Raw genomic sequence first — 13,788 nt, forward strand, 5'->3', positions numbered from 1 at the left:
CCGATAACGCCGGAATCGTTATCGGCTTTTTTTGTATTTAGATTTTTATTTATCCATAGGTCAAAGGTTTACGATTTTAAGGGTTTAGGAATCAATTACACTTCGTGCCGGAAATAATTACCTGCGCGTCCACCACTTTGTATTCTGCTTCAATGGCTTCACATATTACGTCCAGCCTTTCGAAAAGGGTTTCGTTGCTAAGTGATGTAGTCAGCCGGCAGGCTGCCAGCATTTCCTTGTCATATATAATATCCACTCCGTATGCCTTCCGAAGCGCTTCAAAAATATCTGTAACAGGTGCATTGGAAAATGAAAACAGCATCAACTCGCTTTCCGACACGATCACCTGCGGCCTGCTTACCAACGACCGGCTGATGGTTGCCTGCTTTCTCGAAAAAACAGCCTGCTGGTTGGGGATTAGGGTAACTACATTCGACTTCCTGTCTTCATTGTCGCTGAAAACCGACACCTTGCCCGTTTTTACGGCCACCACTACTTTTACATCCCGCTCAAAGGCCGTCACCCTGAAACTTGTTCCCAGTACCTTTGTGATCAACCCGTTGGCATAAACCAGAAAAGGCTTAGCCGGATTTCTGGTCACTTCAAAAAATGCTTCTCCGGATAAAAAAACCTCTCTTTCGCGGCCATTAAACGCTTTGCCATAACTGAGCCGGCTATCTTTTGACATCGTTACTTTACTTCCGTCAGGCAGCAGTACCACAAGCGGCACTGTCTCTGTATTCGTAACTTCTTCCAAATCTCCCTTTGCCCTTTTTACCAATTCGGAATAAGTACCGGGTTTCCCATCATTTGTCTTCTGAAACTGATACCATAGCATACCCATGATCAGTATCACCGACGCCGCCGTCAGCAACCTGGCCAGGTTACGCCTGAAAAAATTATTTCTTACGCTTTCTCTCTCTGTTATCGCAAGCTCAATTTCAGTCCAGATATCCTCCACATCCTTCCTTTCTGCTGGCAATTTGGAAGCCTCCGAAAGTTGCAAAACCACTTGTCGCGCCTGCTCAATCACCTCTCTCTGATAGGGATAGCGACTGATCACATCCTGCCACACCGCATGATATTCGGTATGAAAAAGCTTCGCCCAGTCAATGAAGTTCTCATCCTTGACAAAGTCTTCCACAGTATAAGTCGCATATTTTCTTAGCATAATAATACCCTTCTGACCCCTAAATCAGATTAAAACAAGTTTGTACTCATTTTTTGTAAAAAAAATGATATTTATTTAAATGATGGGAAGCAGGAGCATGATCCAGCCCGCCAATTCGAAGTAAGAGCGTAACTGGCTGATGGCCCGGTGCAGCAGATTACGAACCGACTGATTGTTCAGCTGCATCAGATCGGCAATTTCTTCCAGGCTGAAATTGTGTTGATATCGAAAAGCGATGACTTCCTGCTGCCGTTTGGAGAGCTGCTCAATGCCTCTCCGGAGCCGGGAAATTTGTTCCTGGTCACTTTCGAACTTCATCAGGTAATGTTCAAACGGAAAATCCCCGATGACATTTTCAAGCACACTTTCCTGCTGCTGAATGGATACCTCGGGATGTTTTTCCATATTCCGGACAATCCGGTTTCGCAGGGAGCGGAAGAGGTAAAACTTCACGGAATCGGTTTCCGACAAATTTTCACGATGGACCCATAAATGCAGAAAAAGGTCCTGTATGCTATCTTTTATGAGTTGCCGGTTTGAGGTAACGCGGTATCCATAACTCAATAATTCTTCAATGTATAAATTATAAATTCGGGCAAACGCTTCCCTGTCGCCTTGCTGAAAGGTGTTCCACAAGAGCATATCCGAAGCCGTTGTTTTCAAATTTATCTAATGAGGATTAGTGGTTGTTATTCAAATCAGCCTGTATCAGGTTCCGCGCTGACAAGGGCTAAATATAGGGCTTCCTGCTGGCATAGTATCTATGGATACCAATGGCTAACAATTATTTAAAATTCCCACACGCAAAGAATGACTTAAAATAATAATTTTTTGATAAATATTAAGTCAAACTATGCAAAATTTTAATTTAACTCCAGATAGTTCTATTTTAAAAATTGCATAATCCTATTTTGAGTGCGAGCACCTTATACGAATGATCAAATCAGGATAAAAATTTTATCCTGATTTGATCCAGGTATTCAATCCGATTGTGATTTTAGGGTTTAAATATTTGCCAGCATTACTTTCTGACGTAATATCTGCTTTGCCTTGATGAGCTGATTCTTTACCGTGTTGGTTGAAATATTAAGAAAACTTGCGATTTCCTTATATGATTTCCCTTCTTCCACGTTCAGCTTAAAAATCTGTTTTCTCTTCTCCGAAAGAGAGTTCACAGCATTCTGAACAAACTGGATATAAGCTTCTTTTTCATCCGCTTCATCATCCGTCCAGGTTTTCATGCGGTCAAGGTATCTCTGCCGGGAAATATTATCCTTTTCAAGCTTTTTGAACTGATCAAAGATCTGGTTCCGGAGGCTTACAAAAAGGTAGGACTGAAAGCTGTGATCAGGTTTGATCTGAACGCGCCTGTCCCAGATTTTGGCAAAAACGTCCTGCGTAATGTTTTCTGCTTCTTCTTCGTCTTTTAACAAAGTGGTACAGAACTTGAGGGCGGGGGAGCGAAAGTGGACATAAAGCTGGGTAAATGCCGCTTCATCGCCTTGGGTCACCCGATAAAGGATTTGTTCATTTGGAAAATTCATAGGGTTAAGGAATATAGGATTGTACTAATATCAATGCATTACTGAGAATTCAACCAGCTAAGGTTGAAGCGATAGTGTATGCTACTGCTCATCAGATGTATCAGGTTATCAGGCGATTGGGTCAAAGCCAGATAACCTCTAGGTTCCGCGTGTGACTTATCCATTTCAAAAGCCCCCGTCCAGGCGCCGCCATTCAGATACCTATCCTTTCCATCGGTAATCAGCTTTTTTACCGGCCAGGTTTTGCCCTCATCAAATGAAAGAGCGGCAAACATGCCATAACCTTTGAAAGAACTTCCGTCTTTCCTGGTAAACAACATTCCAATTTTCTTTTCATCCACTTCCTCAGGATGATGCGTAAAAGATACCAACAGCAACGGCCCTTCATTAAGCCTGTAAAGTATCAGACGCTGTCCTCCGGCAATCAGCGGAAATTCAGACGCCGAATAGGTCCAGCTTTTGCCCTTGTCTGCAGAGATACTCATGGGCATTCGTTTTTCTCCTTTATCCCCGGCACTAATGTTATTTCCCCGTCCGAAGGCGAGCAGCTTTCCGTCTTTCAGCTCCACCACTCCTGCATGGATTCCGGCAATGACGCCGCCTGTTTTCCCTTCCTCAAATTCGGGGACGTCGGTACCCGTATAGGGATTGTACCATGTTTTTCCCTGATCCTTACTGATGTGGATGGCTGTCCCTCCATTGGAGCTGGGATCAGCATCACCCGCCTGAACGAGCCAACCCTCTTTGGTCTGAAACATTCCTGCAATTACCTGATTTCTAACCTGATGTGCAGGGTCAGCCATGGACGGTGCCGACCACGTGGCGCCATTATCTTTGCTTGTTCTGAGTACCATAGCGAGGTTTTTCCAGTCGCCATCCGTCTCTACCCCGTTCATATGATAGACCGTGCCCTTCCCGTCATGAAACAATGAACTGCCCGTCATATTTCGGTCCGGTACTTTAAAAAACTCAGACGGCATATCCCATTTACGCTGCCCCGCCCTTAACCTGCTTGCCAGTATGGTCATTTCTCTCCCTGATTCCTGATTAGTTGAAAACCAGGCGGCCAGCAGATCGCCATTGGGTAACCAAGCCACAGCAGGACAATGGTTGTGATGGAAAAACGGTACCTCATCAGGGCATTCGGGCTTGAATACATACCTGATCGGTTCCATAAAAACAGGCTGAGTATCCGAAACCTTTGTCCATTGAAACCCTTTTTGAGAAACACCACGGAAGACCGCCGTTGGCTCCACAGCCGGCAGAGGGTTGCCAGCCGGGATATCTCCCTCTACTACCCTGAAACCCAGCTGAAAATGCTTGTCCTCGGGTATCATCCCTAATCGGTTGGCAGACCTGAGATACGCTACGGGAGTGCCATGACTTCCTCCCCGGGTTACTCTGAACAGGCCGCTTTTTCTTCCTGTCGGATCCGTCCTGTCTCCTTCGCCATAAGGCCCGTACCAGTCAGCACACCATTCCTCCACGTTTCCGTGCATATCATACAGACCAAAACTGTTAGGCTTGAACTGCCCTACTTTCAAAGAAACAATTACCGGATCCCGATCTGTTTTTTGCGATTTATGGTCAGTTTTAGGAAAGAAGCGCCCGCTCCAAAAATCAGTCACAGTACCGGCCCTACAGGCATATTCCCATTCTGCTTCGGTTGGCAGACGATATTTCTTTCCTTCCTTCTTACTCAGCCAGTCACAAAATGCCTGTGCCTCTTTATAATTTACAAAAATGACCGCTTCGTCATCCTCTTTGGAAAACCCATCTTTGCCCCTTAATGCTTTGTGGGAAGGATCAAACAGCTCATACTGAGCGTTGGTCACCTCTGTTACCGCCATCCGGAACGGTTTTGAAATGGTTACTCTGTGAACCGGTTTTTCGTCTGCAGTTTCTCCTTCTCCTTCAGCCCCCATGTAAAAACGGCCTGCAGGAATTTCAGCAAAACGCATGCCCACCGTGTTGGTTTGCTGGGCCCACGCCTGCGGAATAATCAAAATAGCTGCGAATGCTGTCCTTAGCCAATTCATATTCTATTATTTTACTAACTGCTTAGTAAGTATACTGGTAATTCCCAACTCGTTATGTAACACTTCAAGGTCTTCCAGCAGCCGATCCATACCTTCCTGAAGTTCAGGCGTGAACACACCCACATCTCTCCTGGTATAAGTTGAGATTGGGAAACCTCTTTTCTTCAGACTGTATTTAGCGTTGATGGGGTATGCCGCATGCACGGGGTCCATGGTGTCAACAAAAAACTGCTGCACACGTTCCACTTCTTTTTTCTTAGTTTCGTCGTTGTAGTGCTCGCAGATCCATACCACCAATTCAGGAAAAATATTGCCCTGAATACAGGAAAGTCCCGCTGCTCCTGCACTTAAAGAAGAAACTGCGTTAACCATATAGGCATCATAAAGCCCGAAATTATAATCTTTTCCGACGGTAATTCTGCGTAATACTTCCGCATCATCCAGGCAGGTATCCTTGTGGTAAACGATTCTGCCCGTTGGCAAAAGCTCTTTCAGAATATCAGAAGTGATACATCTTTTGTATGGAACGGGGCACTCATAAAACCCTAAGGGTATATCATCAGTCAGCGAAATCAGCTCTTTAGCTCTTTCAACAAAAACATTATCATCCTCATTTTCCTCAGCAATCAGGCCCGTAATCACGATCACCGCCTGTATTCCGGTAGCATATATACGTTTAACAAATTTTGCTTGTTCGCTGATCGGCCCACCGAAAGTTCCCGTAGCCACAACCGGCACTCGGCCTGCTGCCTGCTCAACAACCGTTTTTGTAATCGCAAGTCTTTCATCTTCCGTCAGCTCATACATTTCGCTGGAAAGACAATTTGCAAACAGACCTGCCGATCCGGCTTCAATGTAAAGTTCCGTAAGTGTTTTCAATCCTTCGTAATCAATTTCACCAGTTTCCAGAAAAGGAGTAAGCATTACAGGAATAAAACCCTTTGGTAAGGCAATAGAGGAGGGGTTAGACATAGCCATTTTGTGTCAGTTTAAATTCAGAAACTATTTGGATCGTTGAGAGAAAATTTGGTTTATAAAACCCGCTTAGCTGTGCCCGACAACTTCCTGGGCCTCATCCGGCAGCGTTTTGCCTTTTCCTTTAATTTTTGTTAATAATATCCCGATCAGAAAAATGGACAGGGTCCCCACAACCATGATCATATTCTGATGAAGAGGGTTACGTAAATATGCGTATTCACCTGAAAGCTTGGGTGAGAAGGTCATCCACACAATCACCAGTACTCCGATGATGGTGGCCGTAAGCGCTTCGGTATTTTTTGTATTTTTTGAAATAATTCCCAGCAGAAATAATCCCAGCATTCCTCCAGCAAATATTCCAGAGAGTAACCACCAGATATCCAGTACACTCTTCACGCCGATCATGGCAATACCTGTGACCATTCCCAGTAAACCAAAACCCGTTGTGGCTATATAGAGCAAGCGCATGCTTTGTTTTTCCGAAAGATCCGACTTGATGTAACGCTGATAAATATCTACTGAAAAAACAGTTGCCGAAGCATTCATACCCGAACTGATGGTACTCATGGCGGCAGACATAATGGCCGCGATGATTAACCCTAACAACCCCACAGGAACCTTGGTAACCATGAAGTTAGGCATTACCTTATCGCCATAATCCGCTGGTGTAAGCGTTGCCGCCAACTGTCTGATGGCCTCGGGTGTACCTCCTGGAAGCCTTTCTGCTGCGGCCGTCATTTTTATGACCTGCAGAAGCTCGGGGTTACTCTGATAGTAGGCATACAGGCAGGTTCCCAGTACAAAAAAGATAAGAGATACCGGCAAATAAAGATACACACACAACCAGATGGAACTCGCTGCTTCTTTCACCGAGCCGGTAGTATGATACCTCTGAACGTAGTTCTGATCCATTCCGAAATTATTCAGGTTCATGAAAAAACCATAGAATAGTATCACCCAAAAAGACGACTGGACAAAATCCGGAGCAAATGTTCCCAGGCTGAATTTATCCTCCGCCACACCCATGTCAATAATTTTTGAAACACCGCCATCCAGGCCTGATACCACCAGATAAAGGATTACAAACGCTCCGATGGTTTTGATCACCCCCTGTACCACTTCCGTCCAGATCACCGCTTCCATTCCTCCCATCACCGTGTAGAGTACAATACATATACCAACCACGATCATGATCGTCGACATAGGATAACCCGTCAGAGCCTGTAAGCTCAGTGCAATACCAAAAAAGATGGATCCCATCCTGGCCAGCTGGGTAAGCAAGAAACAGGCTACGGCGTAAGTTCTTGCCCAGGGACCAAAACGATGCTCGAGATGCGTATAAGCCGACACCTCTCCGGTACCTCTGTAAAAAGGTATGAAATATTTGGTGGCAAACCACGCCGCCAGCGGCATCGACAAACTAAACACAAAGCTGTTCCAGTTACTTCCGAAAGCTTTACCCGGAACACCTAAAAAAGTGTTACTGCTCAGGAACGTTGCATAAATTGAAATCCCGATTGCCCAGCCCGGGATTTTCCCCGAAGCTTTGGTGAACTGGTCAGCACTGGTATTCTTTCTGGAAAAATAGATACCAACAGCCACCATCCCTACCAGATAAGCAATAACGATAATAAGGTCAATAAGAGGTAAGGATTTCATTCTACTTTTTTAGTATTTATAACTTTATTACAAATAAACAGGATAAAGTAAATGTGTTTGTGACGATTTATTACCTTTTATTGTACGATATTATCATTATGATATTTTACCACAGAGAATCATTGTCAATTCCCGACAGCATTTCTGCTGCGAAAGAAGTAACCCATACCGACTGTTGAAGCACTTATCAAAAGAATGAGTAAAACCTTGGATCCGAGTCCTTCATTAGGATGTTCCAGCAGATAACGGATATCCTGTGCCTCATAACCGACCCAAACTGCCAGTATTGTCCTGGGAATCATGCCTAATGTCCCGCCTGCAAGTACTTGCTTCAATCTTGCTCCTGCAATAGCAAAGAACAAATTGGTTACTGCAAAGGGCAATATGGGCGAAAGCTTGGCAAAAAAAATCAGCCGCAGTTCTTGCGCGCGAAACCGCTTTAGTAAAATTCCAACCTTGGGATACACTGCCAGCAGATAATTCCGGGTTTTCCCGGGGTTTAGAAACCGCGCAAGAAAGTACACGATACAGATGGCCCCGAGGTTCAACATAAATAGCAAAGGCAATGCCACCCATCCGAGAAAATAACCATAGACCATGGCCAGAAATGTAGGAGGCGTCAGCGCCAGGGCCGATGTAACGGTTAGCAGGACGGTGACCAGTACCCAGAAGGGAAAGGTCCATTCCCGCAGCATGTTTTCATGGCCGATTGCCCAGGCAGTGAGCAACGATGTTGTCATCAAGGGTATTATTGTCATGAGTATACTTATGACAAAAGGCAGGGAAAGGTGCTTGGGTGATGACGATGGTATCAAACTGGATAGATGCTAGCGGTTTCGGTCCTAATTGTGCAACGCCTTCGGCTGGTAAAAGGTTTTCAGCCTGTTTATCTTTTATACTTTATTATAGGGCAGACCATACCCTGGGCTGAGTACTAAATGTAAGATCCGGTTGAACAGACGGCCTGGGTATTACAACCGGATGATCTTCCGGTTTTTTGATTTCGAATGCCAAAATCTTTACTTTTGATGTTGTTTTAAGCAACTACTAATTCAAAAATTATATGGAATTAACAGGAACCGTTATCGCTTTGCTTCCAGAGGTATCCGGACAGGGAAAAAATGGAACATGGCGCAAGCAGGAATTCATTCTTGAAATCCCCTCTCAGTACCCTAAAAAAGTTTGTATTTCATTATGGGGAGATAAAATTGACCAGGCGGGACTCAGAGTCAATGATAGCGTAACGGCTTCAATTGATATTGAAAGCCGGGAGTACAATTCCCGGTGGTATACAGAAGTGAAAGCATGGAAACTGGATAAAGCCGGCTCAAGCCAGCCGTCCGGCTCCGGCAACACTGCATTGCCTCCTGTAACCTCTTTTTCTGAGGACGAATCGGATGATCTTCCGTTTTAAAGTTATTCCTTAATGCTACCGTACAATCCTGCGATTTTACGGTAGCATTATTCTTTTTTCGATAATGAGCTCTACCAGCTTTTAACTTTCAAGTGTTAACTTAAAACTAACTGGTACGGTAAGCCATTGACATCGTAAACTGATCCAGCATTTCGTGCGGGTGAACTTCCAGAACCCTTGCAAGCACCATTACCACCAACGTATTGGATGCAATTTTCCTGGGAATTCCCGCAAAGGCTGCAAAAAGGTCCACTGTTACGGTTTGTTTTTTGTCAAGAAGCTCCATGAGCTTCTGCTCTTTGTCGCCGTACTGGAACCTTACATCTCTTTCCCCTCTTCCACGGCGCATGATCTCTTTCATTTCCCTGCTGGCTTGAATTGACTTGTCTTCTACACGGATGTAAGCTCTTCTGTCACCAGTAAGTTCATCTATAACATAATGCGGTTTGTCAACACTGCGCGGAATTGTGAGTACCAGTACATCCCTTTCCGGGCTTACGGGTACTCTTTCCTTTCGAAAGCTGATCTTAGGATAAATGTATTTGTCAATTGCGCGCGTGAGTGAAAACTCATCTTCGTCGGCATCTTTTAAACCTTTGATTGTCTTGTCGTCTCCCACTCCTATGAAGAGTTTTCCGCCACCGGTGTTGGCAAAAGCGACAATTTCGCGGACAATCTTTTCCGGATGACTGGATTTCAGCTTGAATTCCGAGTGTTCACCCTCTCCTTTTTTGACCAATTCTTTCAGTAATCGAAGTTCCATTTTCGTAATGGATAGAAACCTGAGTTATGATAAAAACTTTACTTTTTATTCGCTCTCTTTCTCTTCTTTCTTAACGCTTTTAAGATACATTCCTTTTGTGAAATATAAAAAATCTCAGCGCGTCTGTTTGCCTGGTTTTAGGTTTAAACTATTCCATTTCCTTATATATCTACCATTCAGCGTATTAAGTAACGCTGCATTTTTCACAGGAGGGCTCTTCTAAAAAAGAAGCGGCACCGATGGCACCGCTTCCTGTCAATATTCGTCTTCGTTAAAAAAGAAATCATCTTTGGTCGGATAGTCCGGCCAGATTTCCTCAATACTTTCATACGGCTGTCCGTCATCTTCAAGTTCCTGTAGGTTTTCAACTACTTCCAACGGAGCGCCTGTTCTAATTGCAAAGTCAATTAGCTCGTCTTTAGTGGCTGGCCAGGGAGCATCTTCAAGATATGACGCAAGTTCGAGAGTCCAGTACATATTTTTTTCGCCTATTAAAGAGTTACTTACTGTTTTAAGGATTGCAAAAGTAAAAAAATTTGCATCTTTTAATAGTTTCTAACAAAAAAAAATAAAAATAATTGTTTTTACCAAATCTTGATTTAATTTTTTTATATAACACACTAAAAATCAACAATTTAATTCATAATATTTTCTACTGTCAAACCTCTTGGAAAGCAGCACACTGCCTGATTGCTATGAGCAAGATTTACTCTGCACGAAATACCCATAATACCCCCTGAAGCAAGTGCTTTGAATCCGTTTTGCATCACAATTTCCGCAAAGCGCCTAAAACGACGATTGGTTGTTTACTCCAAATTTTTTCTTTCATCTTTGTACCGAACCTTTTGTAAATTTCGGTCATACAAATAAATAAAGATATGAATATAGAAGTTTGTGCCTATTCCCTTGAATCATGTATTAATGCACAGGCGGGCGGTGCAGGCAGAATAGAGCTTTGCGGTGGACTGGGCGAGGGAGGCACAACCCCAAGCGCCGGGCTCATCGAGGTAGTTCGTGAGCACATACAAATTCAGCTTTTTGTGATGATAAGGCCCCGTGGCGGTGATTTTGTCTATGATTTCTTTGAACACGAAGTCATGAAAAAGGATATTCTGCTTGCAAAAAAACTGGGTGCCGATGGTGTGGTACTGGGTGTTCTGCAGGCCGACGGGCAGGTAGACGTGGAGAGAACAAAAGCGCTGGTCGACTACGCCAGTCCTATGAAAGTAACATTTCACCGTGCTTTTGATATTACTCCCGATCCGTTGAAAGCGCTTAGTGCAATCATTGAAACCGGTGCAGAGCGCATACTTACCTCGGGCCAGAAACCTACGGCTGCTGAGGGCATAGCGCTCCTGGAAAAACTGGCGCGAGCCGCCGGTGATAAAATTGAGATTATGGCTGGTGGCGGTGTTAACCACCTTAATGCTGCTGCCTTTAAAGCCGCCGGAGTACCCGCCCTGCACCTGACCGCCAAGGCATTCCGCCCGGGGCGTCAGAAATTTTTCCCGGAGGGTATATCAATGGCTGGCGAAATCCCCGATGAGCGTTCGGTTATGTATAGTGACCTTGGCCTCATTGAAGCCATTGTACAAGTAGTTTCCGAATAGCCATTACCTTTTATATCCTATACGAACCACCGGTTCCTGCTGATACCCTAATGACTTGTTTATCCCAACGGTTATGAAAAATATCCAAATCCGAGTTTAAATATTTACCACACACTACTGATCTTTCGACAAACCCGCTAGCCTCCCTGAATCATGAAACTGGTAAAAGCTTTGTCTTCCGTCATTGTAGCGGGATTATTACTATACGCGCTCAACCGCCCATGGGGCCCCGTTCCTGCGCTGGGCAGTTTTCTGAGTCCGTTCACGGGCTTCTGGCAGAATTGGGAAAAACCATATAAAACCGGCGAAGAAATTGTTCTGAGCCTGGATAGTCTTCGGGATGAGGTCACCATAAGGTTTGACGATACGGGTGTGCCACATATTTTTGCCAAAAACAATTTTGACCTCTTTTACGCCCAGGGATATGTGACTGCCAAAGACAGACTCTGGCAGATGGACCTTCAGACAAGGGCGGCCTCGGGCAGGCTCTCGGAAGTACTAGGGCCCGCTACCCTCGACATGGACAGACAGAGCCGGTTATTGGGAATGGGATACGGAGCCGAAGCCAACATTAAACTTGCGATGACAGATCCCCGCACCAGGGAAGCGCTGCTGGGTTACACTGCGGGTGTCAATGCCTATATACGCCAGTTGGCACCTCAGGACTTTCCGGTTGAATACAAGCTGCTTGGCTACCAGCCCGAACCCTGGAAACCGATCAATACGATGTACATGCTGGAACAGATGACATTGACCCTGGCGGGCCGCTCCAACGACCTGAACATGTCCAATATCCTGAAAAAGTATGGCAAAGAAGTGGTAGACCAACTCTTTCCGGATTATCCCATGCTTCGGGAAAGCCCTGTTATTCCGGAAGGTACCGCCTGGGATTTCAAACGCCTTCCCCTGCCTGTGCAGCCTCCGGTCATGCCGGTAAATGACAGTATCAAAACTGCCCATACATTAATGAATCCCATGCCGGCCCGCGAACCAAAGGTTGAAGGCATTGGCAGCAACAATTGGGCAATAAGTGCTCAAAAATCAATAACAGGATACCCTATCCTGGCCAATGATCCGCACCTCGAACTGACTCTACCCTCCATTTGGTACCAGGTTCAGCTGCACTCCCCGGATATGAATGTCTACGGCGTTTCGCTGCCGGGCATACCCAGTGTCATTATCGGCTTTAACCAGCATGTTGCCTGGGGCGTTACCAACGTGGATGCGGACGTATATGACATTTACGAAGTGACATTTCAGGATTCTTCCAAAATCAGGTACCTGCACAATAATCAATGGAAACCTGCTAAAACCAGAGAGGAAATTATCTATGTCAAAGGCAGGGAGCAGCCCCTGAAAGAAAAAGTCATTTATACACACCATGGCCCTGTTTACCAACAAAAAGATAGTGCTGATGTGCTTCACAACTATGCAGTGCGGTGGATCGGCCATGAACCCGGCAACTCTTTTATTACCTTTTATGAGTTGAATCAGGCCAAAGATTATGAGGATTACCGAAAAGCGCTGAGTCATTATGTTGGCCCCGCCCAGAATTTTATTTTTGCTGATAACGGAAAGAACATTGCGATTACCGTCAACGGGAAATTCCCCTTGAAATATAAAGACCAGGGCAAATATGTACTGGATGGTAGCAATCCGATGGACGACTGGCAGGGCTGGATACCTTCCGACCAGAACCCCTTTGTTAAAAACCCGGCCAGAGGTTTCGTAAGTTCGGCCAATCAGTCATCCACAGATCCCTCCTATCCCTACTATCTCAACTGGGTATTTGCCCCATCGGAAAGGGCGATCCGAATCAACGAACGGCTGACAGCCATGTCCGGGGCCAATGCGGATAGCCTGCGTTTACTGCAGAATGACAATTTCAGTGTACTTGCCCGAACCATCCTTCCAAGATTGTTATCCTACCTGAAAAACCATCCGCTCACTCCATTTCAAAAAGCGGGTGAAATCACGTTGTCCGACTGGAACTATCAGAATTCTCCTGAATCCGTGGCGGCATCCATCTTTGAAACCTGGATGCCCATACTGGGGGAAGCTATCTGGCGCGATGAATTTTATTCTGAAAAAACGCCCCTGGACTATCCCTCCAGAGACAGAACACTTTATCTCCTTTTGAAAGAACCCGATTCAAAATGGTTTGACAACATCAGCACGCCTCAAAAGGAAACGATGCCGGATATTATCCTGAGCAGTTTCAGGACCACGCTGGACACCCTTACCTCCAGACACGGCCCCATGAGCCCTGAATGGCAATGGGCCAAAGTAAAAGGAACCGAAATACGCCATTTGAGCAGGCAGTTGAAACCATTTAATGCACCGAAACTAAAAACGGGCGGCGGAGGCAGCATCGTGAATGCTATTACCAGAAGAAATGGCCCCTCCTGGCGGATGGTGGTTGAGCTTGGGCCATCACCCCGTGCTTTTGGAATCTATCCAGGAGGGCAATCCGGTAACCCTGGCAGTCCCTATTATCTTAATCTGTTACCCAAATGGGAAAAAGGAGAGTTAAACGAGTTGCTGTACCTGTCGTCACCGGATCAGCAAAATGCGAGGCTCACTTCCAGCATGATATTAAAAAAGAACTGA

Annotated in this window: 12 protein-coding genes; 3 read left to right on the forward strand and 9 right to left on the reverse strand. The window is 45.2% G+C overall.

The features are described from left to right. Positions 1–91: 91 nt before the first annotated feature. The 7 genes from KOE27_RS21505 to KOE27_RS21535 all read right to left on the reverse strand — a co-directional run bounded on the left by KOE27_RS21505 (position 92) and on the right by KOE27_RS21535 (position 8,131). Positions 92–1,171, reverse strand: coding sequence for a FecR family protein (locus KOE27_RS21505; RefSeq protein WP_215240846.1), 1,080 nt, complete (start codon positions 1,169–1,171; stop codon positions 92–94). 75 nt (positions 1,172–1,246) lie between these two features. Continuing rightward, entirely contained in the window at positions 1,247–1,834 is a 588-nt protein-coding gene (locus KOE27_RS21510; protein WP_215240847.1) for an RNA polymerase sigma factor, read from the reverse strand. Positions 1,835–2,175: 341 nt separating this feature from the next. After that, positions 2,176–2,715, reverse strand: a complete 540-nt coding sequence (locus KOE27_RS21515; protein WP_215240848.1) for an RNA polymerase sigma factor — start codon at positions 2,713–2,715, stop codon at positions 2,176–2,178. A gap of 38 nt (positions 2,716–2,753) precedes the next feature. Beyond that, positions 2,754–4,754 carry an SUMF1/EgtB/PvdO family nonheme iron enzyme gene (locus tag KOE27_RS21520; RefSeq protein WP_215240849.1) on the reverse strand — a complete coding sequence of 667 codons (2,001 nt, stop codon included), beginning with the start codon at positions 4,752–4,754 and terminating at the stop codon, positions 2,754–2,756. A gap of 6 nt (positions 4,755–4,760) precedes the next feature. Continuing rightward, positions 4,761–5,732, reverse strand: a complete 972-nt coding sequence (locus KOE27_RS21525; protein WP_215240850.1) for a dihydrodipicolinate synthase family protein — start codon at positions 5,730–5,732, stop codon at positions 4,761–4,763. A gap of 66 nt (positions 5,733–5,798) precedes the next feature. After that, positions 5,799–7,391 (reverse strand): sodium:solute symporter, encoded by a 1,593-nt coding sequence (locus KOE27_RS21530; RefSeq protein WP_215240851.1) that lies wholly within the window; start codon positions 7,389–7,391, stop codon positions 5,799–5,801. 125 nt (positions 7,392–7,516) lie between these two features. Continuing rightward, positions 7,517–8,131, reverse strand: a complete 615-nt coding sequence (locus KOE27_RS21535; protein ID WP_229252870.1) for a VTT domain-containing protein — start codon at positions 8,129–8,131, stop codon at positions 7,517–7,519. 323 nt (positions 8,132–8,454) lie between these two features. Here KOE27_RS21535 and KOE27_RS21540 point away from each other — a divergent pair, with 323 nt between their 5' ends. Continuing rightward, complete coding sequence (locus tag KOE27_RS21540; RefSeq protein ID WP_215240853.1) at positions 8,455–8,805, forward strand: DUF3127 domain-containing protein; 351 nt, start codon at positions 8,455–8,457, stop codon at positions 8,803–8,805. A gap of 106 nt (positions 8,806–8,911) precedes the next feature. On the opposite strand, the gene KOE27_RS21545 is transcribed toward KOE27_RS21540, so the two are convergent. Together KOE27_RS21545 and KOE27_RS21550 are read right to left on the reverse strand one after the other, a co-directional pair. Then, the gene (locus tag KOE27_RS21545) at positions 8,912–9,568 is read right to left on the reverse strand and encodes an AlbA family DNA-binding domain-containing protein (protein WP_215240854.1); all 657 of its coding nucleotides are present in this window, start codon (positions 9,566–9,568) and stop codon (positions 8,912–8,914) included. 255 nt (positions 9,569–9,823) lie between these two features. After that, positions 9,824–10,045, reverse strand: a complete 222-nt coding sequence (locus KOE27_RS21550; protein WP_013927448.1) for a DUF2795 domain-containing protein — start codon at positions 10,043–10,045, stop codon at positions 9,824–9,826. 401 nt (positions 10,046–10,446) lie between these two features. Here KOE27_RS21550 and KOE27_RS21555 point away from each other — a divergent pair, with 401 nt between their 5' ends. After that, the gene (locus tag KOE27_RS21555; RefSeq protein WP_215240855.1) at positions 10,447–11,178 is read left to right on the forward strand and encodes a copper homeostasis protein CutC; all 732 of its coding nucleotides are present in this window, start codon (positions 10,447–10,449) and stop codon (positions 11,176–11,178) included. A 153-nt stretch (positions 11,179–11,331) separates the two neighbouring features. Further along, positions 11,332–13,788: a penicillin acylase family protein gene (locus KOE27_RS21560; RefSeq protein WP_215240856.1), complete on the forward strand. Its 2,457-nt coding sequence runs from the start codon at positions 11,332–11,334 to the stop codon at positions 13,786–13,788.

It is taken from the genome of Dyadobacter sp. CECT 9275, from assembly GCF_907164905.1.
Taxonomy (GTDB): domain Bacteria; phylum Bacteroidota; class Bacteroidia; order Cytophagales; family Spirosomataceae; genus Dyadobacter; species Dyadobacter helix.

Excerpts from the sequence above, each read along its gene's own strand:
- KOE27_RS21515 (WP_215240848.1), bottom strand. The coding sequence starts at position 2,715 with ATGAATTTTCCAAATGAACAAATCCTTTATCGGGTGACCCAAGGCGAT.
- KOE27_RS21525 (WP_215240850.1), bottom strand. The coding sequence starts at position 5,732 with ATGGCTATGTCTAACCCCTCCTCTATTGCCTTACCAAAGGGTTTTATT.
- KOE27_RS21505 (WP_215240846.1), bottom strand. The coding sequence starts at position 1,171 with ATGCTAAGAAAATATGCGACTTATACTGTGGAAGACTTTGTCAAGGAT.
- KOE27_RS21520 (WP_215240849.1), bottom strand. The coding sequence starts at position 4,754 with ATGAATTGGCTAAGGACAGCATTCGCAGCTATTTTGATTATTCCGCAG.
- KOE27_RS21550 (WP_013927448.1), bottom strand. The coding sequence starts at position 10,045 with ATGTACTGGACTCTCGAACTTGCGTCATATCTTGAAGATGCTCCCTGG.
- KOE27_RS21555 (WP_215240855.1), top strand. The coding sequence starts at position 10,447 with ATGAATATAGAAGTTTGTGCCTATTCCCTTGAATCATGTATTAATGCA.
- KOE27_RS21560 (WP_215240856.1), top strand. The coding sequence starts at position 11,332 with ATGAAACTGGTAAAAGCTTTGTCTTCCGTCATTGTAGCGGGATTATTA.
- KOE27_RS21530 (WP_215240851.1), bottom strand. The coding sequence starts at position 7,391 with ATGAAATCCTTACCTCTTATTGACCTTATTATCGTTATTGCTTATCTG.
- KOE27_RS21535 (WP_229252870.1), bottom strand. The coding sequence starts at position 8,131 with ATGACAACATCGTTGCTCACTGCCTGGGCAATCGGCCATGAAAACATG.
- KOE27_RS21545 (WP_215240854.1), bottom strand. The coding sequence starts at position 9,568 with ATGGAACTTCGATTACTGAAAGAATTGGTCAAAAAAGGAGAGGGTGAA.
- KOE27_RS21540 (WP_215240853.1), top strand. The coding sequence starts at position 8,455 with ATGGAATTAACAGGAACCGTTATCGCTTTGCTTCCAGAGGTATCCGGA.